The sequence below is a fragment of the Saccharopolyspora sp. 7B genome (assembly GCF_020177435.1).
Classification (GTDB): Bacteria; Actinomycetota; Actinomycetes; order Mycobacteriales; family Pseudonocardiaceae; genus Saccharopolyspora_C; species Saccharopolyspora_C gregorii.
Genome location: NZ_JAIUKC010000015.1, coordinates 47,334 through 71,110, shown reverse-complemented (window position 1 = coordinate 71,110; position 23,777 = coordinate 47,334). Strand labels below are relative to the sequence as shown.

Genomic DNA, 23,777 nt, shown 5'->3' with positions numbered 1-23,777 from the left:
GTCAGGCGCCGCCGCCCGGGCGCCACAGCACGTCACCGTCCGGGTTGGCGACGCGGGCGAGGATGAACAGCAGGTCGGAGAGCCGGTTCAGGTACTTGGCGGCGAGCGCGTTGCTGCGCTCGGCGTCGACCTCCAGCAACGCCCACGCAGAGCGCTCCGCCCGCCGCGCCGTGCACCGGGCCTGGTGCAGCAGCGCACCGCCGGGGGTGCCGCCGGGGAGGATGAACGAGTTCAGCTTCGGCACCTGCGCGTTGTACTCGTCGCACCAGCCTTCGAGCCGGTCGATGTAGTCCTGGGTGACCCGCAGCGGCGGGAACTCGGGGTTCGGCACCACCGGGGTGGACAGGTCGGCGCCCACGTCGAACAGGTCGTTCTGCACGGTCCGCAGCACCTCGACGATCGCCGCGTCGAAGCTCGCGGTGGCCAGCGCCACTCCCAGCACCGAGTTCGTCTCGTCCACGTCGGCGTAGGCGACCAGCCGCGGATCGGTCTTGCTGATCTGCGAGTTGTCCGAGAGCCGCGTGGTGCCGGCGTCGCCGGTCCGGGTGTAGATCTTCGTCAGGTGTACGGCCATGCCTTCCAGGGTAGGTGCTGCGCGCCGGTTGATCGTGGGATGAAGGGAACCTTCCGGTCACCGGTGGCAGGAAGGTTCCCTTCATCGCACGGCCGCGGCCCGGCGCACCCGCCACGGACGGGGCGGCGCCCGGCCCGTAACCTGCTGTTCGTGAGTGAGCACTTCCGCGTGCACGGCGGGGCGCGCCTCGTCGGCGAAGTCGATGTGGTCGGCGCGAAGAACAGCGTGCTGAAGCTGATGGCGGCCGCGTTGCTGGCCGAGGGCACGACGACGATCACCAACTGCCCGGAGATCCTGGACGTCCCGCTGATGGGCGACGTGCTGCGCAGCCTGGGCTGCGAGGTCGCCATCGAGGGCCGCACCGCGTACATCACGACGCCCGCGGAGATCAGCCACGAGGCGGTGTCGCCGTCGATGGGCAAGCTGCGCGCCTCGGTGTGCGTGCTGGGCCCGCTGGTGGCGCGGTGCCGCAAGGCCGTGGTGACGTTGCCGGGCGGCGACGCGATCGGTTCGCGTCCGCTGGACATGCACCAGAGCGGGCTGCGGCAGCTCGGCGCGACCAGCCACATCGAGCACGGCGCGGTGGTGGCGGAGGCGGAGAACCTGCGCGGCGCCCAGATCTGGCTGGACTTCCCGAGCGTGGGCGCCACGGAGAACATCCTGATGGCCGCGGTCCTCGCCGAAGGCACCACGATGATCGACAACGCGGCGCGGGAGCCGGAGATCGTCGACCTGTGCGTGATGCTCCAGCAGATGGGCGCGAAGATCGAGGGCGCGGGCACCTCGACGCTCACCGTGCACGGGGTGACCTCGCTGAAGGCGGTGGAGCACCGCGTCATCGGCGACCGCATCGTCGGCGCCACCTGGGCGTTCGCCGCGGTGGCCACCCAGGGAGACATCAAGGTGCGCGGGGTGGACCCGCACCACGTGAACCTGGTGCTGGAGAAGCTGCGCAGCGCGGGCGCCGAGGTCGTGGTGGGCGATGAGGAGTTCCGCGTGGTCGCGGACCGCCGCCCGCTGGCCGTGGACTACGTGACGCTGCCGTACCCGGGGTTCGCGACGGACCTGCAGCCGATGGCGCTGGCGCTGTCGGCGGTGGCCGACGGCACGTCGATGATCACGGAGAACCTGTTCGAGTCCCGCTTCCGGTTCATCGAGGAACTGGTGCGGATGGGCGCGGACGCGCGCACCGACGGGCACCACGCGGTGGTGCGCGGGTTGGAGCGGCTCTCCAGCGCCCCGGTGTGGGCGTCGGACATCCGCGCCGGGGTCGGCCTGGTGCTGGCCGGGTTGTGCGCGGACGGCGTGACCGAGGTGTGGGACGTGTTCCACATCGACCGGGGTTATCCGAACTTCGTGGAGAACCTGCGCAGCCTGGGTGCCTACATCGAGCGCGTCACGGACTGACCGACCGGCGGCGGACTCCTCGCGGCTCAGCAGCTCCCGACGGCTCCGCGGTTCGGCCGCCGCTGAGGTTCCGCCACCCGAGCACCACGTGGCCGAAGTGGAGTCTGCATCAGCCGCTCTCGAAGGCCACCCGGAGGCCTAGGGCGATCATCACGGTGCCGGTGGCGCGTTCCAGCGCGAGCTTCACCTTCCGGCGGCTGAGCAGTTCGCGCAGGCCGCCGACCAGCCAGGACGCCAGCCGCCAGTACACCAGCGCCACGGCCAGGAACGCCACGGTGAGGATCATCGAGGTGAGCGCGCGCGGTTCGCCGGGCGAGATGAACTGCGGCAGCAGCGTCAGGAACAGCAGGATGATCTTCGGGTTGAGCACGTTGCTCACCAGGCCCTGCCGGAACGCCGCGCGCCGCGTCAGCCCCCCGGCGACCGGCCGCGGTTCCGGCAGCGCCGCCGCGGGCGCCTCGTGCCGGTTCCGGATGCTCTTCCACAGCGTCGTCGCGCCGAGCCACACCAGGTAGGCGGCGCCGCCGAGCTTGAGCGCCGTGTAGGCGACGGCGGAGGCCGCCAGCAGCGCGGAGAGCCCCGCCACCGAGATCGCCGCGTGCACCAGCAGGCCGGCGCAGCAGCCGAGCCCGGTCCACCACATCCCGGTCGAGCCGCCGCGGATGCTGTTGCGCAGCCCGAGCGCCATGTCCGGCCCGGGGGCGAGGGTCACCACGATCACGAACAGCACGAAGGGCACGAGTTGAGCTGGCACCAGCGCAGGATAAGGAGCCGGGGCGGGTTCCGTCACGTGATTCCGGGCGCCCGCGACGGGCGCCACAGCCGCGCGTGACCGGGACCGGTGCGATACCGGTCAAACCCCCCGTTCGTGCAAGCAGAGCAGTTGGTAGGCGGCCACGGATTGGGCGTCGGTGACCGCGCCGCCGCGGATCATCCGCTCGAACTCGGCGCGTTCGAACCACGCCGCCCGCATGTCCTGCTCCTCCGGTTCCCGTTCGTGCTCGCCCGCGGTGAGCCCGGTCGCCAGGTATGCGCGACCGCGCTGGCTGGACATGCCCGGCGCCACGTCCAGGCGTCCCAGCTCGGTGAGCCGCTCGGCGCGCAGGCCCGTTTCCTCGCGCAGTTCGCGGGCGGCGAGTTCGGCGGTCTCGACTTCGGCGCGGTCGGGCGCGGTGCCCTGCGGGAACTCCCAGCGGCGTTGCCCGAGCGGGTAGCGGAACTGCTCGACCAGGTGAATCCGGTCGCCGTCCAGCGGGATGATCAACGCGTAGTCCGGTTTGTCCACCACGCCGTAGATGCCGTCGGACCCGTCGGGGCGGCGGATGCCGTCCTCCCGGACGGTCATCCACGCGTTGGCGTACACCTCGCGGCTGCTCGTCATGCGCATCCGACCATCGTCCACCGCCCCGCCGCGCGCCGGTCGCGCGGTGTGCGGAAGGGAACCTTCCGGTCATGGCTGCGCGGAAGGTTCCCTTCCCGTCGACCCGGGCTCAGTTGAGCTTGGACCGCCGCAGCCCGTACCCGAGGTACACGGCGAGCCCCGCCACCATCCAGATCGCGAAGACGAGCCAGGTCACCCGGTCCAATCCGAGGATCAGGTAGGCGCACAGCGCGACCCCGAGCAGCGGCACCCACGGCATCAGCGGGGTGCGGAAGGACCGCTCCAGGTCGGGTTTGCGCCGGCGCAGCACGATGACGCCGATGTTGACGACGCCGAACGCGACGAGCGTCCCGATGCTGGTGGCGTCGGCGAGGCTGCTCAGCGGCACCACGGCGGCGAGGGCGGCCACCAGCAGTCCGACGATCATGGTGTTGTGCGCGGGCACGGCCCGGCGGTTGACCGCGGACAGCTTGGCGGGCATCAACCCGTCCCGGGACATCGACACCAGGATCCGCGTCTGCCCGTACAGCACGGTGAGCACCACGGAGGCGATGGCGACGACGGCGCCGAAGGCGAGCAGCACCGCGGGCCAGCCCTGGCCGGTGACGATCTCCAGCGCGGTGGCCAGCGAGGCGTCCGACCCGCCGAGCACGTCGGTGCCGACGGCGCCGACGGCGGCGAACGCGACCACGACGTAGACGAGGGTGACGATCGCGAGCGAGATCATGATGGCCCGCGGCAGGTCCCGCTTCGGATTGCGCGCTTCCTCGCCCGCGGTGGAGGCGGCGTCGAAGCCGATGAACGAGAAGAACACCGCGGACGCCCCGGCGGAGATCCCGGCGATGCCGGCGGGCGCGAACGGGGTGAGGTTGTCCGAGCGGAACGCGGTCAGCGCCACGCAGACGAAGAACACCAGCACGCCGATCTTCAGCAGCGTGGTGGCGGTGGTGACGGCGGCGCTCTCCCGCACGCCCATCATCAGCACGGCGGTGGCCAGCAGCACCACGATGACGGCGGGCACGTTGACCACGCCGCCTTCACCGGGTGGCGCGGACAGCGCGTCGGGCAGGGTGAGCCCGATGGTGCCGCGCAGGAACTCGTTGAGGTAGCCGCCCCAGCCGACGGCGACCGCGGCCACCGAGACGCCGTACTCCAGCAGCAGGCACCAGCCGCAGATCCAGGCGACGAGTTCACCGAGCGTGGCGTAGGCGTAGGAGTAGGCCGATCCGGAGACGGGCACGCTGCCCGCCAGTTCGGCGTAGGACAGCGCGGAGCAGAGCGCGGCGAGACCGGCCAGCACGAACGACACGACGACGGCCGGGCCCGCGGCGGGCGCGGCTTCGGCGAGCACCACGAAGATGCCGGTGCCGAGGGTCGCGCCGACGGACAGCGCGATGAGCGGCACGAGTCCGAGCGTGCGGTGCAGCGCGGTGTGCGAGCCGTCGTCGGCGAGGCGCTCGACCGGTTTGACTCGGGTGAACAGCTGGGCGTACGACACGGGAACGCACGGTAGACCCGGTGCGACTGGTGATCTTTCGAAGGTTCGCCTGCCCTGAACCGGCATGGGTGCTCGACATCGTGATCGTCGCCCGTACCCTGTGCCGGGTGCGTCTTGTCATCGCTCGCTGCAAGGTCGATTACGTCGGCCGCCTCACCGCGCACCTGCCCATGGCGCAGCGCCTGCTGCTGGTGAAGGCGGACGGTTCGGTCTCGGTGCACTCCGACGACCGCGCCTACAAGCCGTTGAACTGGATGAGCCCGCCGTGCTGGCTCATCGAGGATCCCGGCGTGTGGACGGTGCAGAACAAGGCCGGCGAGAAGCTGGTGATCAGCCTCGAAGAGGTGCTGCACGACTCCAAGCACGAGCTCGGCCCGGAACCGGGCCTGGTCAAGGACGGCGTCGAGGCGCACCTGCAGCAACTGCTGGCCGAGCACGTCACGACGCTCGGCGACGGGTGGTCGCTGGTGCGCCGCGAGTTCCCGACGGCGATCGGTCCGGTGGACCTGATGTGCCGGGATTCGGACGGTTCCAGCGTCGCGGTCGAGATCAAGCGCCGCGGCGAGATCGACGGGGTGGAGCAGCTGACCCGCTACCTGGAGCTGTTGAACCGGGATCCGCTGCTGTCCCCGGTGACGGGCGTGTTCGCCGCGCAGCAGATCAAGCCGCAGGCGCGGACGCTGGCCGAGGACCGCGGCATCCGGTGCGTGACCTTGGACTACGACCAGCTGCGCGGGATCGAGCCGGACGAGTTCCGGCTGTTCTGATCCGCCACCGGGTGAAACCCGACTTTCGAACGTGTGTTCACTCCGCTGAGTGATGATTTCCGCGGTGGGGCGCGGAACACTGGAGGCATGATCAGCCTAGCGCTCCGCGCCTCCGCTCCTGCTCCTCGTCCTGCCGGCCGTGTCGACGGCCGGTGTTCGGCGTGGCCGGCCGGGTTCGGCGGCCCACCTGCGCGCACCGCCCGCCCCGGCGCTCCGCCGGTGCGCGAACCGGCTCGGTGCGCCTCCGGCGGCTCGGGTTGATTTCCGTTTTCTCCTGTGGACTGGTCCGGTGCGGCGTGGTGGATTCACCGTCCGCGTTGGTTCGGCGTCGGTTCGTGGTGGGTTTCCGGTGCCGCTGCTGCGGCTGACTGTCCGTGATGTTTCCGCTGCTCGGGGGAGTGTCGATACCTCCGAAAGGTGACGCTCAACGAATTGGTATCGGTCCAGTGTGAGTGGTCCCACTGTGCGGTAGTGTCCGTCTGCCGCCGATCGGGTGGTGATTATCGTTGGACTTTGTTGGGTCTGGAGGTGGGGTAGCCGTGGACGTGCTAGCCCAAGAAGAGTTGCGGCTCGATGCCAGTGCGGTCGACTACGTGCTGCTCGCGCTGTACTTCGCGTTCGTGCTCGGAATCGGCTATCTCGCCCGGCGCTCGGTCTCCACGAGCTTGGACTTCTTCCTGTCCGGGCGCGCGCTGCCGGCGTGGGTGACGGGGTTGGCCTTCATCGCCGCCAACCTGGGCGCGATCGAGATCATCGGCATGTCGGCGAACGGCGCCGAGTACGGCATGCCGACCATGCACTACTTCTGGGTCGGTGCGGTCCCGGCGATGCTGTTCCTCGGCATCGTGATGATGCCGTTCTACTACGGCTCGAAGGTCCGCAGCGTTCCCGAGTTCATGCTGCGCCGGTTCGGCAAGCCCGCCCACCTGGTCAACGGCATCAGCTTCGCCGTCGCCCAGGTGCTCATCGCGGGCGTCAACCTGTACCTGCTGGCGAGTATCGTGAACGTGCTGCTGGGCTGGCCGCTGTGGGTCTCCGTGCTGGTGGCCGCCGCGATCGTGCTCACCTACACCGCGCTCGGCGGGCTGTCGGCGGCGATCTACAACGAGGTGCTGCAGTTCTTCGTGATCGTCGCGGCACTGCTGCCGCTGACGCTGGTCGGCCTGCACAAGGTCGGTGGCTGGGACGGCCTGGTCGAGAAGATCAGCGCCAGCCCGGGCGGGGCCGAGCAGCTCTCGGCGTGGCCGGGCACCGAGCTCACCGGCTTCACCAACAGCTTCCTGAGCGTGCTGGGCATCGTGTTCGGCCTCGGCTTCGTGCTGGCCTTCGGCTACTGGACGACGAACTTCGTCGAGGTGCAGCGCGCCATGGCCTCCAAGAGCATGTCCGCGGCCCAGCGCACCCCGATCATCGGTGCCTTCCCCAAGCTGCTGATCCCGTTCATCGTCATCATCCCCGGCATGATCGCCGGCGTCGCGGTGCAGGAACTCGTCGCCTACAAGGCGACCGAGACCGGCAGCGTGGACTACAACGACGCGATCCTGCTGCTGATGCGCGACCTGCTGCCCAACGGCATCCTCGGCGTGGCGCTGGCCGGTCTGCTCGCCTCGTTCATGGCCGGCATGGCGGCGAACCTGAGCTCGTTCAACACGGTCTTCACCTACGACATCTGGCAGGCGTACATCGCCAAGGACCGGCCGGACCAGTACTACCTGAAGATGGGTCGCTGGGTCACCGTCGGTGCCACCGTGATCGCCGTCGGCACCGCGTTCATCGCCTCCGGTTACTCCAACCTGATGGACTACCTGCAGCAGCTGTTCTCGTTCTTCAACGCGCCGCTGTTCGCCACGTTCATCCTGGGCATGTTCTGGAAGCGGATGACCCCGACCGCGGGCTGGCTCGGCCTGGTGCTGGGTACCGTCTCCGCGGTCGCGGTGTTCGGCCTCTCCGAGGCCGGGGTGCTGGACCTGCCGGGCCAGGGCGCCAGCTTCGTCGGTGCCGGTGCCGCGTTCGTCGTCGACATCGTGGTCAGCGTGCTGGTGAGCGTGGTGACCCGGCCGAAGCCCGAAGCCGAGCTGGTCGGTCTGGTGTACTCGCTCACGCCGCGGACCAAGCTCCAGGCCTCGAACTCGGGTGAGGACGCGGGCTGGTACCGCAAGCCCGGCTTGATGGCGGGCATCGTCCTGGTGATCACCATCGTGCTCAACATCGTCTTCGGCTGACCGGAGGAACCCCATGGCTACTGAGACAAGCAAGCGCACCGCGGGCGCCTTCGACATCCGGCTGATCATCGCCGTGCTGTTCTTCCTGTACGGCTTGGTGCTCACCGTGCTCGGGGCCACCGCGAGCTCCGAGGACGTGGCGAAGGCCGCGGGCATGAACATCAACCTGTGGAGCGGCGTCGGCATGCTCGTCTTCGCCGTCCTGTTCGCCCTGTGGGTCCGGTTGCGGCCCATCGTGGTGCCCGCGGACGTCTCCGAGGACACCGCGACCGAACACTGACCGGGACCTTCCCGCCCGGTCACCGGGCGGAACGGCCCGTCCGCGCGGCGTCGTCGACCACGGCTTCGGCCTGGTCGGCGGCGCCGCGTTCGCACGTCCGGGCCCGGGACGCGCGACCGCCGCCGCGCCGACCGAGGTGCGGTCCGACGGCGGTGCGCCGCGAACCCGGGAGCCCGCTGCCGCGGCCGCGCGGGCGGGCGAGGACTTCGCGCCGTTCACATGCGAACCCGGCATTAGTTCGCAGAACCTGCCGCTGAGCGCGGGATTTCCGTAGGCTGCCGATTCACAACGACCATTGACACGGTGGGAGGCAGCACATGACCCGGACCGCCAGCGGCGAGGCCGAGCCGATGGCCGCAGCGAGCTCAGCGCAGACCACGTTCGACTCGCTCGACCCGCGTACCGGCGAAGTCGTGGGCCGGTACCCGCTGCACGACGCCACCGAGGTCAACGAGATCGTCGAATCCGCCCGGGTCGCCGGGCGGTGGTGGGCGGAGCTCGGCTTCGCGGAGCGCAAGAAACGACTGGACCAGTGGCGCGCCCTGCTGGTGCGCGGCATCGACGAGCTGGCCGGGGTGATCTGTTCGGAGACCGGCAAACCGCTCGACGACGCCCGGCTCGAACTGGTCCTGGTGATCGACCACCTGCACTGGGCGGCGAACAAGGCCGAGAAGGTGCTGCGCAGGCGCAAGGTGGGGTCCGGCGTGCTGATGGCCAACCAGGCCGCCACCGTCGAGTACGTGCCGTTCGGGGTCGTCGGCGTGATCGGCCCGTGGAACTACCCGGCGTTCACTCCGATGGGATCGATCGCCTACGCGCTCGCGGCGGGCAACTCGGTGGTGTTCAAGCCCAGCGAACTCACCCCCGGCGTCGGTCGCTGGTTGGTGGACAGCTTCGCCGAGGTCGTACCGGAGCACCCCGTGCTGGCCCTCACCACCGGATTCGGCGAGACCGGTGCCGCGCTGTGCGCGTCCGGCGTCGACAAGGTGGCGTTCACCGGCTCCACGGCCACCGGCAAGCGCGTGATGGCGGCCTGCTCGGAGACGTTGACCCCGGTGCTGGTCGAGTGCGGTGGCAAGGACGCGCTCATCGTCGACTCCGACGCCGACCTCAAGGCCGCCGCGGAAGCCGCCGTCTGGGGCGGCATGTCCAACGCCGGGCAGACCTGCATCGGCGTGGAGCGGGTGTTCGTGGTGGAGGCCGTCGCGGACCGGTTCCTCGAACTCGTCGCCGAACGCGCCAAGAAGCTGCGGCCCGGCGGTGAGCCGGGCGCCGACCTGGGGCCGATCACCATGCCCTCCCAGGTCGAGGTCATCCGCAGGCACGTCGACGAAGCACTCGACGGGGGCGCGCGGGCCGTCGTCGGTGGCAAGGACTCGGTGCGGCCCCCGTTCGTGGAACCGGTGGTGCTCGTCGACGTCCCGGCCGGCTCGGCGGCGGCGGTCGACGAGACCTTCGGCCCGACCCTCGTCGTGGAACGCGTGCGCGACGCGGACGAAGGCGTCGAGCGCGCCAACCAGGGGAACTACGGCCTCGGCGGCACCGTGTTCTCGCGGTCCCGCGGGGTGGAGCTGGGGCGGAAGCTGCGGGCCGGGATGGTCGCGGTCAACTCGGTCATCGCGTTCGCCGCGGTTCCCGCGCTGCCCTTCGGCGGCGTCGGCGACTCCGGGTTCGGGCGCATCCACGGCGAGGACGGGCTGCGCGAGTTCGCCCGCCCGCAGTCGATGACCCGCACCAAGTTCCGCATCCCGCTGAACCCGATGAGCTTCGCCCGCTCGAAGGGCACGGTGCGCGCGGTCGTTCGGCTGATCCGCCTCACCCGCGGGCGCTGACGGGCTGAGCACGAGGGCCTTCCGGTCACCGCGCCCCGCGTGCGGTGACCGGAAGGTTCCCTTCCTCGCGCCGGTGACAGGAAGGTTCCCTTGGCCGTGCTGGTGACAGAAAGGTTCCCTTCCTCGCACCCGTGACAGGAAGGCTCCCTTCCTCGCACCGGCGGTGCTCGGTGTGCTGGTGCGTCGCGCCGCGTAACCTGCCCGCTCGGAGTGATCGAATGCGCGTCGCGGCGGGCCGAGAGGTGCCGCGCGGCCCCGGTGGGGGTGAGGATTGTGCGGAGGCGGTCGCTCCGGGCGCGTGTGGTCGGTGCGCCCGAACGTTCCAGCGAGACCGGTCGTCGAGCAGGCGGCGCCGCGGTCGCGATCCGGCGGCGAGGAGAGCAACGGTGAAGAAGATCATCAACGATCCGGCCGCGGTGGTCGGCGACGCGCTGCGCGGCATGGCCGCCGCGCACCCGGAGCTGCTGCGGGTGCGCACCGATCCGGCGTTGATCGTGCGCGCCGACGCGCCGCTGGCGGGCCGGGTGGCGTTGATCTCGGGTGGCGGTTCGGGCCACGAGCCGCTGCACGGCGGTTTCGTGGGGCGGGGCATGCTCACGGCGGCGGTGCCGGGCGCGGTGTTCACCTCGCCGACGCCGGACGCGGTGCAGGCGGCGATCGCCGAGACCGAGGCGGGCGCGGGTGCGCTGCTGCTGGTGAAGAACTACACGGGTGACGTGCTGAACTTCGAGACGGCGGCGGAGCTGGCGGGCCTGGAGGGCACCGACGTCCGCGCGGTGATCGTCGACGACGACGTGGCGGTGAAGGACTCCACGCACACCGCGGGCCGCCGCGGCGTGGGCGGCACCGTCCTGGTGGAGAAGATCGTCGGCGCGGCGGTGGAGCGCGGCGTGGACCTGGCGGGTTGCGAGGCGATCGCCCGGCGCGTGGTGGGCTGGGTGCGGTCGATGGGCGTGGCGCTGACCGGGCCGACCGTTCCGCACGCGGGCTCCCCGAGCTTCACGCTCGGCGACGACGAGGTGGAGATCGGCATCGGCATCCACGGGGAGCCTGGCCGGGAACGCATCCCGATGGAGGACGCGGACGGCCTGGTCGCGAGGCTGCTGGAGCCGATCTTGGCGGACCTGCCGTTCGAGGCGGGCGACGAGGTCCTGCTGTTCACGAATTCGATGGGCGCGACGCCGCTGATCGAGCTGTACCTGGCGCACGGCGTCGCGGAGCGGCTGTTGGCGGAGCGGGGCGTGCGGGTGCGCCGCAGGCTGGTCGGCCCGTACACGACGAGCCTGGACATGCAGGGCATGAGCCTGACGTTGCTGAAGCTGGACGACGAGCTCACCGAGCTGTGGGACGACCCGGTGCGCACGGCCGCACTGCACTGGTGACGAGGACGGGTGAACTGATGGGTTGCACGGCACAGGACGTGATCGCCGCGCTGCGGGCGGGCGCGGCGGTGGTCGGCGACGCGGACCACGGCGAGAACATGGACCGCGGGTTCCGCGCGGTCGCTTCGAAGCTGGACACGGCGGCGCCGGAGACGCCGGGCGCGGTGCTCAAGCAGGTCGCCACCACGTTGATCTCCACGGTCGGCGGGGCGTCCGGTCCGCTGTACGGCACGGCGTTCCTGCGGGCGGCGTCCGCGGTGGGGGACGCGACCGAGCTGGACGGCATGGCGGTCGCGGCGGCCCTGCAGTCCGGGTTGGAGGGCGTGGTGGCCCGCGGCAGGGCCGAGCCGGGGGACAAGACGATGGTGGACGCGCTGGTCCCGGCGGTGGACGCGGCGACGGCCGCCGCCGCGGAGGGCGCGGGCCCGGACCGGGTGCTGGCGGTGGCCGCGGCCGCCGCGCGCACGGGTGCGGAGTCCACCGAACCGCTCGTCGCCCGCAAGGGCCGGGCGTCCTATCTGGGGGAGCGCAGCGCGGGGCACGTCGACCCGGGCGCCCGTTCGACCGCGCTGCTGTTGTCCGCGTTCGCCGAATCGAGGTCGTGATGGGTGTCGGACTGGTCGTCGTGTCGCACAGCGAGCGGCTCGCCGCGGGGGTGGCGGAGCTGGCCGCGCAGATGGCGCCGGACGTGGTGGTGCTGCCCGCGGGCGGGTTGGCCGGGGGTGCTCTCGGCACCGACTTCGACAAGGTGTCCGCGGCGCTCTCGGACGCCGACTCGGGTTCCGGGGTGGTGCTGCTCTACGACCTGGGCAGCGCGCAGATGACGGCGGAGCTGGCGGTGGAGACGCTGGGCGACCCGACGCGGGCCATCGTCGCGGACGCCCCGTTGGTGGAGGGCGCGGTGGCCGCGGCCGTGGAGGCGCAGGGCGGCAAGGACCTGGACGCGGTGGCGCGCGCCGCGGTCGCCGCCGGGGTCGGGTCGGACATCGAGCAGGCCGCTCCGGCCGGGGAGACGATCACCGAGGAGCTGGAGCTGCGCAACGAGGTCGGGTTGCACGCCCGCCCGGCGGCGTTGCTGGCCCGCAGCCTCGCCGGGTTGCAGGCGGACGTGCGGGTGCGGCTCGGCGACGCGGAGGCCGATGCGGCGAGCGTGCTGGGGCTGATGGGGCTCGGTGCCCGCAAGGGCGACCGGGTGACCCTCGTCGCCAGCGGCGCCGACGCCGGGGAGGCGGTGCGGCGCGTGCTGGAGTTGGTGGAGGGCAACTTCGGCGAGTGACCGGGCCTGCCCGGGAGATCACGGCCCCGCCCGGCTCGGGGATCGGCAGCTTCGCCCGGAGGACCGCCGCCCGGGACCTCGCAGCTCGGGCCGGAAATCCGCGCCCGCGCCCGGAAAGCGGTCCACCGGACGGCCGCGGACGTCCTGCCGTCCGGGGACCGTGCGACGAGTCGAGGCGCGGCGACCGGGAGTTCCGCGCGGCCCGCCCCCATCGTCGCGGGAGCGGGTCGCCGGGCGGTTAGGGTGAGTCGATGCCGTCGCGCCCCCGCTTCCGAGGCCTGCCGGTGCTGCTGCTATCGCTGCTGTTGGCCGCAGGGTGCAGCGGTGTCGCGCAGCAGCTCCCCGAACCCGCGCCGGACCGCGAGTCCGCCGATCGGGCGGCGGCCCTCGGCGATCCCCGCACGGTCGACCCGTGTTCGCTGGTCGACGATGCCGCGCTGGCGCGCTTCGGCGAGGTGCGCGACGCGGGCACCGTCTCGTTGGACTACTGCCTGCTGCGGGTGCGCGCGGACGGCGGTGCCCTCGCGCAGGTGAAGGTCGGCGAACTCGCGCCGGAAGACCCCGGCCAGTCGGATCCGGTGGTGGGCGAGGCCGAGCCGCGCATCGCGCAGGAGGCGCCGCTGCCGGGCCACTGCACCCGGCGGGTGCTGCTCGGCGACCGGTCGGTGCTGGTGAGCGCCGACCAGCTGGCCGGTGGTCCGGGTGTCGAGCTGTGCGGGATGGCGCAGGCGGGTGCCGAACAGGTCGCCGCCGCCATCCGGGAACACCGGGTGTCGCACCGGAACTTCCCCGCGAACTCGCTGGCCGTGCTGGATCCGTGCCGGGTGCTGTCCACCGACGTGGTGCGGCAGGTCCCGGGCCTGGAGAACGCCGAGCCGGTGGCCGCGCCGGGCGGCCACCAGTGCCAGTGGGGGCCGGACGACGCGTCCGCGCCGCGGGTCCGGCTGGTGCACACGGCCGGTGACCCGCCTGCGGTGCTGCACGGCACGGCGGTCGAGGAGCAGATCGCGGGCCGGCGCACCGTGACCAGCGTCGTCGGTGGTGATCCGGCGACCCCGCTGTGCTCGGCGGAGACCGGGCACCTGCCGTTCGGCCCGGCCGGCGACGGCCAGGTGGAGGTGGCGATGCTCGTCGTCGCCTACCCGGACGGGACCGGCCTGGACGCGTGCGAGTTCGCGAGGGGCCTCGCGGAGCGCGCCTGGCCCGGGCTGCCACCGCGCTAGGGGCGGCGGCGCGGGCGGTTACGGTGTGGGGCGTGCCGCGCCGCAACCGCCAACAACGTCCCGCCGGAGGCCAGCCGGGGAAGTCCCCGCGCCCGTTGGGCGCCGGTTTCGGCTGGTCCAGGGTCGAAGAGGGTCCCGACGGCGAGTGGGTGGTGCGCACGGTGCCCGCCGCGCAGGCCACCAAGACCTACCGCTGCCCGGGCTGCGACCACGAGGTGCGGCCCGGTGTCGGGCACGTGGTGGCGTGGCCCGCCGACGAGCAGGGGGACGTGGCGGACCGGAGGCATTGGCACAGCTCCTGCTGGCAGGCCCGCGCCCGGCGCGGCCCGACGCGCCGGTGGTCCTGAGCCGGTTCGCGCGGGGCGGTGCCTCGGCGACCGCACCGCTGCGGCCGGTACTGGCGGGCCCGGTTGCCGGGAAGCTCACAACGATCGGTGCGTGCTCGCGTGGGAGGATCGCGGGGATGAGCACCGAGATCCGCGCCAACACCGTGCTGCCCGCGAAGCGGGAGCAGATCACCCTGCACACCGCGGACGAGCTGCGGTTGATCGGTGAGCTGTCGCTGCCGGAGACCGGCGCGCCGCGGGCCACCCTGGTGTGCCTGCACCCGCTGCCGACGCACGGCGGCATGATGGATTCGCACCTGTTCCGCAAGGCCGCGTTCCGGCTGCCCGCGCTCGCCGATCTGGCGGTGCTGCGGTTCAACACGCGCGGTACGGCCAGCGAGGCGGGGCGCAGCGAGGGCGAGTTCGACTCGGGCGGCGCGGAGCGGTTCGACGTGGCCGCCGCCCTGGAGTACGCCGAGTTCCACGACCTGCCGAACGTGTGGCTGGTCGGTTGGTCGTTCGGCACCGACCTGACCTTGGTGCACGGGCTGGATCCGCTGGTGCGCGGCGCGGTGCTGATCTCGCCGCCGCTGCGCTGGAGCACCGAGGAGCACCTGCGGGCCTGGGGCGAGTCCGGGAAGCCGGTGCACGCGCTGGTTCCGGAGTTCGACGACTACCTGCGCCCGGCGGAGGCGCGGGAACGGTTCGCGGCGATCCCGCAGGCCCGGGTGCACGGCTTCGGCGACACCAAGCACCTGTGGGTCGGCAAGGCGGAGGCCGCGCTGGACGCGATCGTGGACGTCGTCGCGCCGGAGGTCACGACGCCGTTGCCGCGCACCTGGGACGGCCCGCACGAGACCCGCCAGGTCACCATCGTCGGGCAGTGATCAGGTGCGTTCGGCCCGGCACAGGTAGGCGCGCGGGGTGCTGCCGACGCGGGTGAGGACCGCGGTGGCTTCGCCGGCGCCGCGCGGTTTGAGCCTGCGCCGCAGCGCGTCCGGGTCGACGTCCACCCCGCGGGTCATGATCTCCAGCCGCCCCACGTCGTGCGCGCGCAGCAGCGCCCGCAGCGCCTTCTCGGAGTACTTGCCGTGGTCGAGGACCCGGAACGCGCGGATGCCGGGCGGCGGCGCGTCGCCGGTGAGGTAGGCGATGCGCGGGTCGAGCTGCCCCAGCCCGTGCCGCGCCGCGTAGTGCCGCACCAGCCCGGCGCGCACCACCGCTCCGTCCGGGTCGACCAGCCACTGCCCGGCGTCGCGGGTGGGGCAGTCGTCGGGTTCGCGGTCGGTGAGCTCGTCGCGGGTGCCGTCGGCGCGCAGCACCGTGGCGCGGCGGCGCACTTCGGGGTCGGCGAGCCCGCCGAGCCACACCGCGGCCTCCCGCACCTGCCCGGCCAGCGACACGACCTCCACTTCGGCGTGCGCGGGGATGGCGTCGAAGTCCAGGCCGGGCGCGCACTTCACGACGAGGTCGCGTCCGGTGTAGACGTCGAGGAGCTCGTCGAGCGGCGGTACCAGGTCGGCGGGGTTCCAGCGGCGGCGCCCGCTGCCGTCGCGGCGCGCCGGGTCCGCGGTGATCGCGGTGCCGGTGCTGGTGGGCCGCAGCGCGTCGGCGCGGGCGAACGCGGCGGTGGCGCCGTCGGCGGCGAGGTTGTGCCGGGCCATGGCGAGCCGCACCTCGTCGAGGTCCGAGCCGAGGCAGCGCCGGGCGACGCGGGCGATCTCCCGGAGATCGGCGCCGATCGAGCAGGTCACGTCGTGCACGTCCCGCCCGGCGAGGCGGCGCGCGCGGTGCCGGGCGACGGCGGCCGCGGTGGCCTGCTGCAGCGCGTCGCCGGTGAACAACCAGTCCGCGGTGCCGTCGAGCTTCGCCGCGGCCTTGCCGCGCAGCACCGCGGTCTCCAGCGCGGCGGCGGCGAACCGCGGGCCCGCGGCGGCGCGGGCGGCGGCGACGTCGGCGAGGCGGGAGTCCGCGGTCAGCGGCCGCCCGGACAGCGCGGCGACGGCCTCGGTCCCGGCGGGGGAGCGCAGGAACGCCACGTCGTCCAGGTCGAAGGCGTACGCCACTCCGGGTCTCCCTGCCACGCGCTGCTCGGACGCGCAGCACTCTAGTCCGCGCGCCCGCCCCGCCCGCGGGGGGGGGCGGGGGGGGCGTCCGCGGGAGTGCCGGTCAGCGGCCGGTGAACTCGGCCTTGCCGGGCCCGTTCTCGACGAACGAGCGCATGCCGATCTTCTGGTCCTCGGTGGCGAACAGCCCGGCGAAGATCTGCGTCTCCAGCTTCAGCCCGCTGGCCAGGTCCACGTCGAGTCCGCCGTCGATGGCGGCCTTCGCGGCGGCGAGCGCGTGCACCGGTCCGTTCGCGAACTGCTCGGCCCACTTCCGCGCGGCCGCGTACACCTCGTCACCGGGGACGACCTCGTCGACGAGGCCGAGTTCCAGCGCCTCGGGGGCCTTCACGAACCGGCCGGAGAAGATGATGTCCTTCGCCTTGCTGGGGCCGACGAGGCGGGCGAGCCGCTGGGTGCCGCCCGCGCCGGGGATGACGCCGAGCAGGATCTCCGGCTGGCCGACCTTCGCGCCCTCTCCGGCGATGCGGCGGTCGCAGCTCAGCGCCAGCTCGAACCCGCCGCCGAGGGCGTAGCCGGTGATGGCGGCGACGGTCGGCTTCGGGATGGCGGCGACGGCGCTCATCGCCGCGGACAGCCCGTCGGCTTCCTTGCCCGCCATGTCCGCGTAGGACATGCCGGCCATCTCCTTGATGTCGGCGCCCGCGGCGAGGACCTTCTCGCCGCCGTAGACGATCACCGCGCGCACGTCGGGGTGCGCGGCGGCCTCGGCGGCCACGGCCTTCAGCTCCTGCTCGATCTGCTGGTTCAGCGCGTTCATCGGCGGCCGGTCCAGCCGGATCGTGCCGATGGCGCCTTCCACTTCGAGCCTGACGAACTCGCCCACGCCGCAACCTCCTCGTCGAAACCGCTGCTTGCCCGCAGGCTATCCCGAGCGGCGGGCACCGTCAGTGGCGCTGATCTCACGTCGGGTCCGGGACGCGACGGGCCCCGCTCCGGCTGGGGAGCGGGGCCCGGTTCGCGGGTGCGGTCAGGCGCGCCTGCGGGCGAAGAAGCGGTCGCCGCTGCGCTGCAGCTCCAGGTCCTGGTCGAAGGTCTTCGACAGGTTGTCCTCGGTGAGCACGTCGTCCAGCAGTCCCTGCGCGACGATCGCGCCGTCGCGCAGCAGCAGCCCGTGGGTGAACCCGGGCGGGATCTCCTCGACGTGGTGGGTGACCAGCACCGATGCCGGCGCGTCCGGGTCGAGGGCGAGCGCGGACAGCCGTGCCACCAGGTCCTCGCGGCCGCCGAGGTCCAGCCCGGCGGCCGGTTCGTCCAGCAGCAGCAGCTCCGGGTCGGTCATCAGCGCGCGGGAGATCAGGGTGCGCTTGCGCTCCCCTTCGGACAGCGTGCCGAAGGAGCGGTCCGCCAGGTGCGCCACGCCGAGCAGCTCCAGCAGCTCCCCGGCCCGGTCGGTGTCCATGTCGTCGTACTCCTCGCGCCACCGCCCGAGTACCGAGTACCCGGCGCTGACGACCACGTCGCGCACGAGTTCGTCCCCGGGCACGCGGGAGCCGAGCGCCGCCGAGGTCAGGCCGATGCGCGGGCGCAGCTCGAAGACGTTGACGCGGCCCATGCGTTCGCCGAGCACGTCCACGGTGCCGTCCGACGGGTGCAGTTCGGCGGCGGCCAGCTTGAGCAGCGTGGTCTTGCCCGCGCCGTTCGGGCCGAGCACCACCCAGCGCTCGTCGATCTCCACCGACCAGTTCACGTCGGACAGCAGCGCGTTCCCGCCGCGCCGGACTCCGACACCGTCCATCCGGATGACCAGGTCGTCCACGTCCACCTCCCAGCCGTTTCCGGCCGCTCTGCGCACGGTTCCGGGCGCGTTCGGACCGCCTGCGATCACCGGCGGGTCCCCTCCGGTGCTCATTCTTCCGGTCCCGCACCACGGGCTTGCGCCGGGGCCGACCCGAGGGGGCGGTGGACGCGCGGGAACGGACCGTTCGTCCCACCGGATCGGACGAACGGTCCGTTCACCTGGGTGCTCAGCCGACGGGGGCGTGGCCGCCTTCGACGACGGGCAGCCCGGCCGCGGCCCACGCCCGGAACCCGCCGACCAGGTCGGTCGCCCGGCCGAGGCCGAGGTCGCGGGCCTGCGCGGCGGCGAGGCTGGACGCGTAGCCCTCGTTGCAGACCAGGATGACCGGCTGGTCGACGCGCAGGCCGTCGAGCCGGTGCGGGCTGGACGGGTCCAGCCGCCACTCCAGGACGATCCGCTCCACGGTCAGGGCGCCGGGGATCTCGCCTTCGGAGAGCCGGTTCGCCTGCGGGCGGATGTCGATCAGCAGGGCGCCGTCGCGCTGGAGCTCCGCCGCCCGCTGCGGGTCGACCCGGTCGAGTTCGTCGCGGGCGTCGCCGAGCAGGTGGTCGATGCCGTACGGGCCGAATCCGGGGGTGTCCTCCGGGTGGACGCGTTGCTGGGGCACGGTGACCTCGCTCATCGGGTTGCCTTCCGGATCGGGCCCGCCGGCTGCGGCGCGACGGGCGGCACGTCGGCCAGGTCGGCGTAGTGCCGCACCGGCAGCAGCGGCGGCGAGTAGGCGTGCACGCTGGCCGCGTTCACCGAACCGGTGTTGCGCACCTGGTGGGCGCGGCCCGCGCCGAAGCCGATGGAGGCGCCGGTGCCGTGCTGCGCGGTGCGGATCGGGCCGGACGGGTAGCGGTAGTCCTCGCGGACTTCGCCGAACAGCACGGCGAACGAGCCGGAGGCGCCGCCGTGGTCGTGCGGGTGGGTTCCCTGGCCGGGCGCCCAGGACAGCAGCCACAGCTCGACGCCCGCGGTGAGGCCGAGCCGCGCCCACCAGCGTTCCTCGTCGTGCACCTCGACGAGGTCCAGCAGCGAGCCGGTCAGCTCGGTGATGGCCAGCGTGGTGAGGTCGCGCAGCTCCTTCGGCGTCCACAGGTCGTGGTCGGGCCGGATCCAGTCCCGCAGCAGCGGCAGGTCGAGGGCGGGGTGCAGCTCGAACGCACCGAGTTCGGGGATCTCCTCGGTGGGGGTGTACTGCGAGATGTGCGTGGGTGCGGACATGGGTGTTTCCGTTCCTTCGTTCGAGAGCTGAATCGGGAACGGGCCGATCGGCGGGGCCGGACCGCATGCGTCCGCGGCAGGGCGGGCGGGTCCGGGGATCAGGTGGTGCCGCGCCGTCGACCCGAGCGGGTCCACGGGGAGTTGCGGTCAGTGACAGGCCGAGGTGACGACCAGGAACAGGTCGATCACGCGATCACGAGTCAGCAACGAATCCGGCACGGACGGATCGTGGCACGTCACCGGGTTTCTCGGCCATACCCCGGCCGGTGCCTCCCACGATGTGGGCGCCGGGCCGGGGGTGCGGGTGCGACCGCGGTGATCACCCGCTGCGATCGGTCCGGGCCGCCGATCCGGCGCCCGCGATCCCGGTGTCCCGATCCCGGTGTCCCCGAGTCCGGTGCGGCCGATCCGGTTGTCCCGGTCCGCCGGTGCCTCCGACCCCGGTCCCCGGTCGTGCCGGCGGCCCGGCGGTCAGCCGCAGCGGTCCGGGCCGTGCAGCAGCCCGTCGCGGAAGGCCTCGACGCGCCGCGCACCGGTGAGCTCCTGCCCGCCGCCTGCGTCGCGGGACGCGGCGTCGGTGACCAGCAGCGATTCGACGGCCTCGTCCAGATCGCCCGCGGACACCCGCTCGGCGGCGGTGTAGGCCCCGGTGAGGCAGCTGATCGCGGTCCCCGCGGCCGGACCGGTCGTCGGCAGTCCCAGCGGTTCCAGCGCGGCGAGCGCGTACCGGGAGGCGAGCAGCGTCGCGGTGGCCTGGTCGCCGATGTCGCGGTGCAGCTCGTCGAGCCGTGGCGGATCGTAGCCGACGATCCCGCGGTCGGCGCAGAGGCCGACCGGGTCGCCGGGGCAGTCCCCGGCGCGCACCGCGGGCGGCGTCCAGCCGCGCCCGGCGGCGGCGACCCTGGCGCCGAAGAACGCGCGGGTCGTCGTCTCCGCCCGCGCGACCGCGGCGTCCAGGGGAGCGTTGGGACCGTCGGGCCCGTCGCCGGTGGGGGCGCGTTCGACGTCGGGGTCGGCGCAGCCGCCGGGCCCGTCCCGGTAGCCGTCCTGGAACGCGGAGATCCGGTCGAAGGAGGTGCCGTGCGCGTCCCCGGCGGTGGCGTCGGTGCCGATCGGGTCGCGGAACACGATCAGCGCGTGCAACGCCCCGTCCAGGTCCTGCGGCGAGAACCGCAGGTGCGCGGTGCGCCCGTCGGCGGCGGCGCGCAGGAAAGCACCCGCGTAGCAGTCCGCCCCGGCTTCGGTGCGCGCCGCGTCGCCGCCCGCGCCCACGTCCACCCCGGTGCGCTGCTGCACCGCGTGCCCGATCTCGTGGGCGAGGACCACGGCGACCGCCGCGTCCCCGTAGTGCTCCCGCAGCACCGGCAGCAGCGCCGCGCGGTCCCAGGCGACGGCGTCCACCGAGGCGCAGTAGTAGGCGTTGCCCTCCAGGTTCGCGACGGTGCCCGAGCACGGCGGCGGGCGCCCCGTGCCGTTCGAGGTGTCCACCGAGAAGTAGCCGCCGTCGAGGTCGTGCCACTCCTCGCCCGCCACGGCCGGGAGGTTCGCCCTCCAGAAGTCCCGCACGTCGGTGAGGACGGTGGCGGCGAGCCGGTCGGTGTCGCCGCCGTCGGTGCCGTGCACGAAACCCGGGTCGACCGCCCGGTTCGCCGGTTCCCCGGCGGGCGCGGGCTGCGGCTGCGGTGCCGCGGGCGAGCAACCCGCGACCCCGAGGACGAGGGCCAGCACGGCGGACGGGAAGATGCGCACCCCGCCAGCTTCGCACCACCGGGTGGATCAGCCGTCCGCGGCCGCGTCTCCGGCCTGCGAGACTGGCGGGCACGCGTTCGCCCGCGGGCGGCGCGGAACTCGTCGGAGCTGTGCGACGCCGCGCCGGTTCCCGCGACCGACCAGACCGCGAGATGGGATCAGCCGCCGTGAAAGCCGTCCACCGATTCACCGTTCGAGCACACCTGCCGGAACAGCTGGCGGCGTTGGGGACGTTGGCGACGAACCTGCGCTGGACCTGGCACCCGCCGACGCAGGACCTGTTCGCCGCGGTGGACCCGCAGGTGTGGTCGCGGGTGGGCGGTGATCCGCTGCGGTTGCTGGAGGAGGTGCCCGCGGAGCGGCTGCGCGGGCTAGCCCAGGACGACGACTTCCTGGCCCGCACCCGCGCCGTGCACGACGACCTGCGGCACTACCTGTCGGTGCCGCGCTGGTACCAGCAGCGGCAGGCCGAAGGCGCCGGGCTGCCGTCGTCGGTGGCGTACTTCTCGATGGAGTTCGGGGTCAGCGAGGCGCTGCCGAACTACTCGGGCGGGCTCGGCGTGCTCGCGGGCGACCACCTGAAGTCGGCGTCGGACCTGGGGGTGCCGCTGATCGGGGTGGGCCTGTTCTACCGCTCCGGCTACTTCCGGCAGGCGCTGTCCGCGGAGGGCTGGCAGCAGGAGCACTACCCGGTGCAGGACCCGAAGGGCCTGCCGCTGGAGGTGCTCACCGAGCCGTCCGGATCGCCGCTGCTGGTGCGGGTGGCGATGCCCGCCGGGCGGGAGTTGCGCGCGCGGATCTGGAAGGCGCAGGTCGGCCGGGTTCCGCTGCTGCTGCTGGACACCGACCTGCCGGACAACGACGACGACCTGCGCGGCACCACCGACCGGCTCTACGGCGGGGACGCGGACCACCGGATCCGGCAGGAGATCCTCGCCGGGATCGGCGGGGTGCGGGCGCTGCGCGCCTACTGCGAGCTGACCGGGCACCCCGAGCCGGAGGTGTTCCACACCAACGAGGGGCACGCCGGTTTCCTCGGCCTGGAACGGGTCCGGGAGCTGCACGGCGGGCCCGGGCTGCACTTCGACGAGGCGGTGGCGGCGGTGCGCGCGGGCACCGTGTTCACCACGCACACCCCGGTCCGGGCGGGCATCGACCGGTTCCCGGTGGACCTGGTGCGGCACTACTTCGGCGACGGTTCCTCCGGGGCGCTGCTGCCGGGGGTGCCGACGGAACGGGTGCTGGCGCTGGGTGCGGAGGACAAGCCCGGCATGTTCAACATGGCGCACATGGGGTTGCGGCTCGCGCAGCGCGCCAACGGGGTGTCGGCGCTGCACGGCGGGGTGCTGCGCACCATGTTCCGCGGGCTGTGGCCCGGTTTCGGCGTGGAGGAGGTGCCGATCGGGTCGGTCACGAACGGGGTGCACGGGCCCACCTGGTCGGCGCGGGAGCTCGGCAAGCTGCTCGGCGAGTCCGAAATGGACAGCGGCGCGGGGCTGCGCGGGATGGAACCGGTGAGCGACCCGCTGCTGTGGGAGCTGCGCAGTTCGCTGCGGCAGCGGCTGGTGGACGAGGTGCGGCGCAGGCTGCGGCAGGCGTGGTTGCAGCGCGGCGCCTCCGACCTGGAGCTCGGCTGGTGCGATTCGGTGTTCGACCCGGACGTGCTCACCATCGGCTTCGCCCGCCGGGTGCCGACCTACAAGCGGCTCACGCTGATGCTGCGGGACACCGAGCGGTTGCGGCGGCTGCTGCTCGACCCGGAGCGGCCCGTCCAGCTGGTCGTGGCGGGCAAATCGCACCCGGCCGACGAGGGCGGCAAGGCGATGATCCAGCAGATCACCCGGTTCGCCGACGACCCCGAGGTGCGCCACCGCATCGTGTTCCTGCCGGACTACGACATGTCGCTGGCCCGGTACCTGGTGTCCGGCTGCGACGTGTGGCTGAACACCCCGGTGCGGCCGCTGGAGGCCTGCGGCACCTCCGGGATGAAGGCGGCGTTGAACGGCGCGCTGAACCTGTCGGTGCGGGACGGCTGGTGGGACGAGCTGTTCGACGGCGAGAACGGGTGGGCGATCCCGAACGCCGACGGCGTCACCGACCAGAACCGGCGCGACGACCTGGAGGCGGCCGCGCTGTACGAGCTCATCGCCACCGGCGTGGCCCCCACGTTCTACGAGCGCAGCGCCGACGGCGTGCCCGGCAAGTGGATGTCGATGGTGCGCCACACCCTCGCCACGCTCGGCCCGCGGGTGCAGGCGTCCCGGATGGTCCGCGAGTACGTGGACCGCTACTACGGGCCGGCGGCGCGGTCGGCGCAGGCGATGACCGAGCACGACCACCGCGGCGCGAAGGAGCTCGCCGAGTACGGGGCGCGGCTCGGGTCGGCGTGGGGTTCGGTGCGGATCGGCTCCACCCGGATGTCGGTGCCGGACGGCGCGACCCCGTTGCTGGGCGGGCGGATCACGGTGCGCGCCCAGGTCGACCTCGCCGGGCTCGCACCGTCCGATGTGGACGTCGAGGTGGTGGTGGGCCGCGTCGACGACGCGGACCAGCTGCACGAGTTCAGCACCGGATCCATGCGGCCCGGGCCGGACGGCGACTACGAGGCGACGGTGACCCTGCCGCACGCCGGACCCGCCGGCTACACGGTCCGCGTCCTGCCGAAGCACCCCCTGCTGTCCGGTCCGGCGGAACTGGGCCGGATCGTGCTCGCCTGACCCGGTT

Annotated in this window: 22 protein-coding genes; 12 read left to right on the top strand and 10 right to left on the bottom strand. The window is 72.9% G+C overall.

All coding sequences use genetic code 11. The features are described from left to right. Position 1 precedes the first annotated feature (1 nt). A complete protein-coding gene (locus tag LCD33_RS03325; RefSeq protein WP_224966742.1) occupies positions 2-574 on the bottom strand; it encodes a cob(I)yrinic acid a,c-diamide adenosyltransferase in 573 nt (190 codons plus the stop codon). A gap of 150 nt (positions 575-724) precedes the next feature. Between LCD33_RS03325 and murA the strand changes: the two genes are divergently transcribed. Then, positions 725-1,981: a UDP-N-acetylglucosamine 1-carboxyvinyltransferase gene (murA, locus tag LCD33_RS03320; protein WP_224956415.1), complete on the top strand. Its 1,257-nt coding sequence runs from the start codon at positions 725-727 to the stop codon at positions 1,979-1,981. Between the two features lie 109 nt (positions 1,982-2,090). On the opposite strand, the gene LCD33_RS03315 is transcribed toward murA, so the two are convergent. From LCD33_RS03315 to LCD33_RS03305, 3 genes are all read right to left on the bottom strand, one after another. Beyond that, positions 2,091-2,735 (bottom strand): LysE family translocator, encoded by a 645-nt coding sequence (locus tag LCD33_RS03315; RefSeq protein WP_224956417.1) that lies wholly within the window; start codon positions 2,733-2,735, stop codon positions 2,091-2,093. Between the two features lie 99 nt (positions 2,736-2,834). Then, entirely contained in the window at positions 2,835-3,368 is a 534-nt protein-coding gene (locus LCD33_RS03310; protein ID WP_224956419.1) for an NUDIX hydrolase, read from the bottom strand. 103 nt (positions 3,369-3,471) lie between these two features. After that, positions 3,472-4,860, bottom strand: a complete 1,389-nt coding sequence (locus tag LCD33_RS03305) for an amino acid permease (RefSeq protein WP_224956420.1) — start codon at positions 4,858-4,860, stop codon at positions 3,472-3,474. 107 nt (positions 4,861-4,967) lie between these two features. Between LCD33_RS03305 and nucS the strand changes: the two genes are divergently transcribed. The 10 genes from nucS to LCD33_RS03255 all read left to right on the top strand — a co-directional run bounded on the left by nucS (position 4,968) and on the right by LCD33_RS03255 (position 15,055). Beyond that, positions 4,968-5,627, top strand: a complete 660-nt coding sequence (gene nucS / locus LCD33_RS03300) for an endonuclease NucS (RefSeq protein WP_224956421.1) — start codon at positions 4,968-4,970, stop codon at positions 5,625-5,627. A 539-nt stretch (positions 5,628-6,166) separates the two neighbouring features. Then, positions 6,167-7,849: a sodium:solute symporter family protein gene (locus LCD33_RS03295; RefSeq protein WP_224966743.1), complete on the top strand. Its 1,683-nt coding sequence runs from the start codon at positions 6,167-6,169 to the stop codon at positions 7,847-7,849. Between the two features lie 13 nt (positions 7,850-7,862). Further along, positions 7,863-8,129 (top strand): hypothetical protein, encoded by a 267-nt coding sequence (locus tag LCD33_RS03290; protein WP_224956423.1) that lies wholly within the window; start codon positions 7,863-7,865, stop codon positions 8,127-8,129. A 317-nt stretch (positions 8,130-8,446) separates the two neighbouring features. Further along, positions 8,447-9,961, top strand: coding sequence for an aldehyde dehydrogenase family protein (locus LCD33_RS03285; protein ID WP_224956424.1), 1,515 nt, complete (start codon positions 8,447-8,449; stop codon positions 9,959-9,961). A gap of 386 nt (positions 9,962-10,347) precedes the next feature. After that, the gene (gene dhaK / locus LCD33_RS03280) at positions 10,348-11,343 is read left to right on the top strand and encodes a dihydroxyacetone kinase subunit DhaK (RefSeq protein WP_224956425.1); all 996 of its coding nucleotides are present in this window, start codon (positions 10,348-10,350) and stop codon (positions 11,341-11,343) included. Positions 11,344-11,360: 17 nt separating this feature from the next. Further along, positions 11,361-11,948, top strand: a complete 588-nt coding sequence (gene dhaL / locus LCD33_RS03275) for a dihydroxyacetone kinase subunit DhaL (protein WP_224977499.1) — start codon at positions 11,361-11,363, stop codon at positions 11,946-11,948. Further along, the gene (gene dhaM, locus LCD33_RS03270; protein ID WP_224956428.1) at positions 11,948-12,619 is read left to right on the top strand and encodes a dihydroxyacetone kinase phosphoryl donor subunit DhaM; all 672 of its coding nucleotides are present in this window, start codon (positions 11,948-11,950) and stop codon (positions 12,617-12,619) included. The genes dhaL and dhaM overlap by 1 nt, the downstream gene beginning before the upstream one ends. A gap of 251 nt (positions 12,620-12,870) precedes the next feature. Continuing rightward, entirely contained in the window at positions 12,871-13,842 is a 972-nt protein-coding gene (locus LCD33_RS03265) for a DUF3558 family protein (RefSeq protein ID WP_224956429.1), read from the top strand. 32 nt (positions 13,843-13,874) lie between these two features. Beyond that, a complete protein-coding gene (locus tag LCD33_RS03260; RefSeq protein ID WP_224956430.1) occupies positions 13,875-14,189 on the top strand; it encodes a hypothetical protein in 315 nt (104 codons plus the stop codon). A gap of 116 nt (positions 14,190-14,305) precedes the next feature. Next, positions 14,306-15,055: an alpha/beta hydrolase gene (locus tag LCD33_RS03255; RefSeq protein WP_224956431.1), complete on the top strand. Its 750-nt coding sequence runs from the start codon at positions 14,306-14,308 to the stop codon at positions 15,053-15,055. On the opposite strand, the gene LCD33_RS03250 is transcribed toward LCD33_RS03255, so the two are convergent. The 6 genes from LCD33_RS03250 to LCD33_RS03225 all read right to left on the bottom strand — a co-directional run bounded on the left by LCD33_RS03250 (position 15,056) and on the right by LCD33_RS03225 (position 21,053). Then, the gene (locus LCD33_RS03250; RefSeq protein WP_224966744.1) at positions 15,056-16,234 is read right to left on the bottom strand and encodes a class I SAM-dependent methyltransferase; all 1,179 of its coding nucleotides are present in this window, start codon (positions 16,232-16,234) and stop codon (positions 15,056-15,058) included. It lies immediately after the preceding gene. Between the two features lie 103 nt (positions 16,235-16,337). After that, positions 16,338-17,120 (bottom strand): enoyl-CoA hydratase/isomerase family protein, encoded by a 783-nt coding sequence (locus LCD33_RS03245; protein ID WP_224956433.1) that lies wholly within the window; start codon positions 17,118-17,120, stop codon positions 16,338-16,340. 144 nt (positions 17,121-17,264) lie between these two features. Continuing rightward, complete coding sequence (locus LCD33_RS03240; RefSeq protein ID WP_224956478.1) at positions 17,265-18,032, bottom strand: ABC transporter ATP-binding protein; 768 nt, start codon at positions 18,030-18,032, stop codon at positions 17,265-17,267. A gap of 229 nt (positions 18,033-18,261) precedes the next feature. Then, on the bottom strand, positions 18,262-18,717 hold the full coding sequence (locus LCD33_RS03235; RefSeq protein WP_224956434.1) for a rhodanese-like domain-containing protein: 456 nt from the start codon (positions 18,715-18,717) through the stop codon (positions 18,262-18,264). After that, on the bottom strand, positions 18,714-19,304 hold the full coding sequence (locus LCD33_RS03230; RefSeq protein ID WP_224966745.1) for a cysteine dioxygenase family protein: 591 nt from the start codon (positions 19,302-19,304) through the stop codon (positions 18,714-18,716). Before LCD33_RS03230 ends, LCD33_RS03235 begins: the two co-directional genes overlap by 4 nt. Before the next feature lie 471 nt (positions 19,305-19,775). Continuing rightward, a complete protein-coding gene (locus LCD33_RS03225; protein WP_224956436.1) occupies positions 19,776-21,053 on the bottom strand; it encodes a neutral zinc metallopeptidase in 1,278 nt (425 codons plus the stop codon). 167 nt (positions 21,054-21,220) lie between these two features. Between LCD33_RS03225 and glgP the strand changes: the two genes are divergently transcribed. Next, positions 21,221-23,770: an alpha-glucan family phosphorylase gene (gene glgP, locus LCD33_RS03220; RefSeq protein WP_224956439.1), complete on the top strand. Its 2,550-nt coding sequence runs from the start codon at positions 21,221-21,223 to the stop codon at positions 23,768-23,770. The last annotated feature ends 7 nt before the right edge of the window (positions 23,771-23,777 follow it).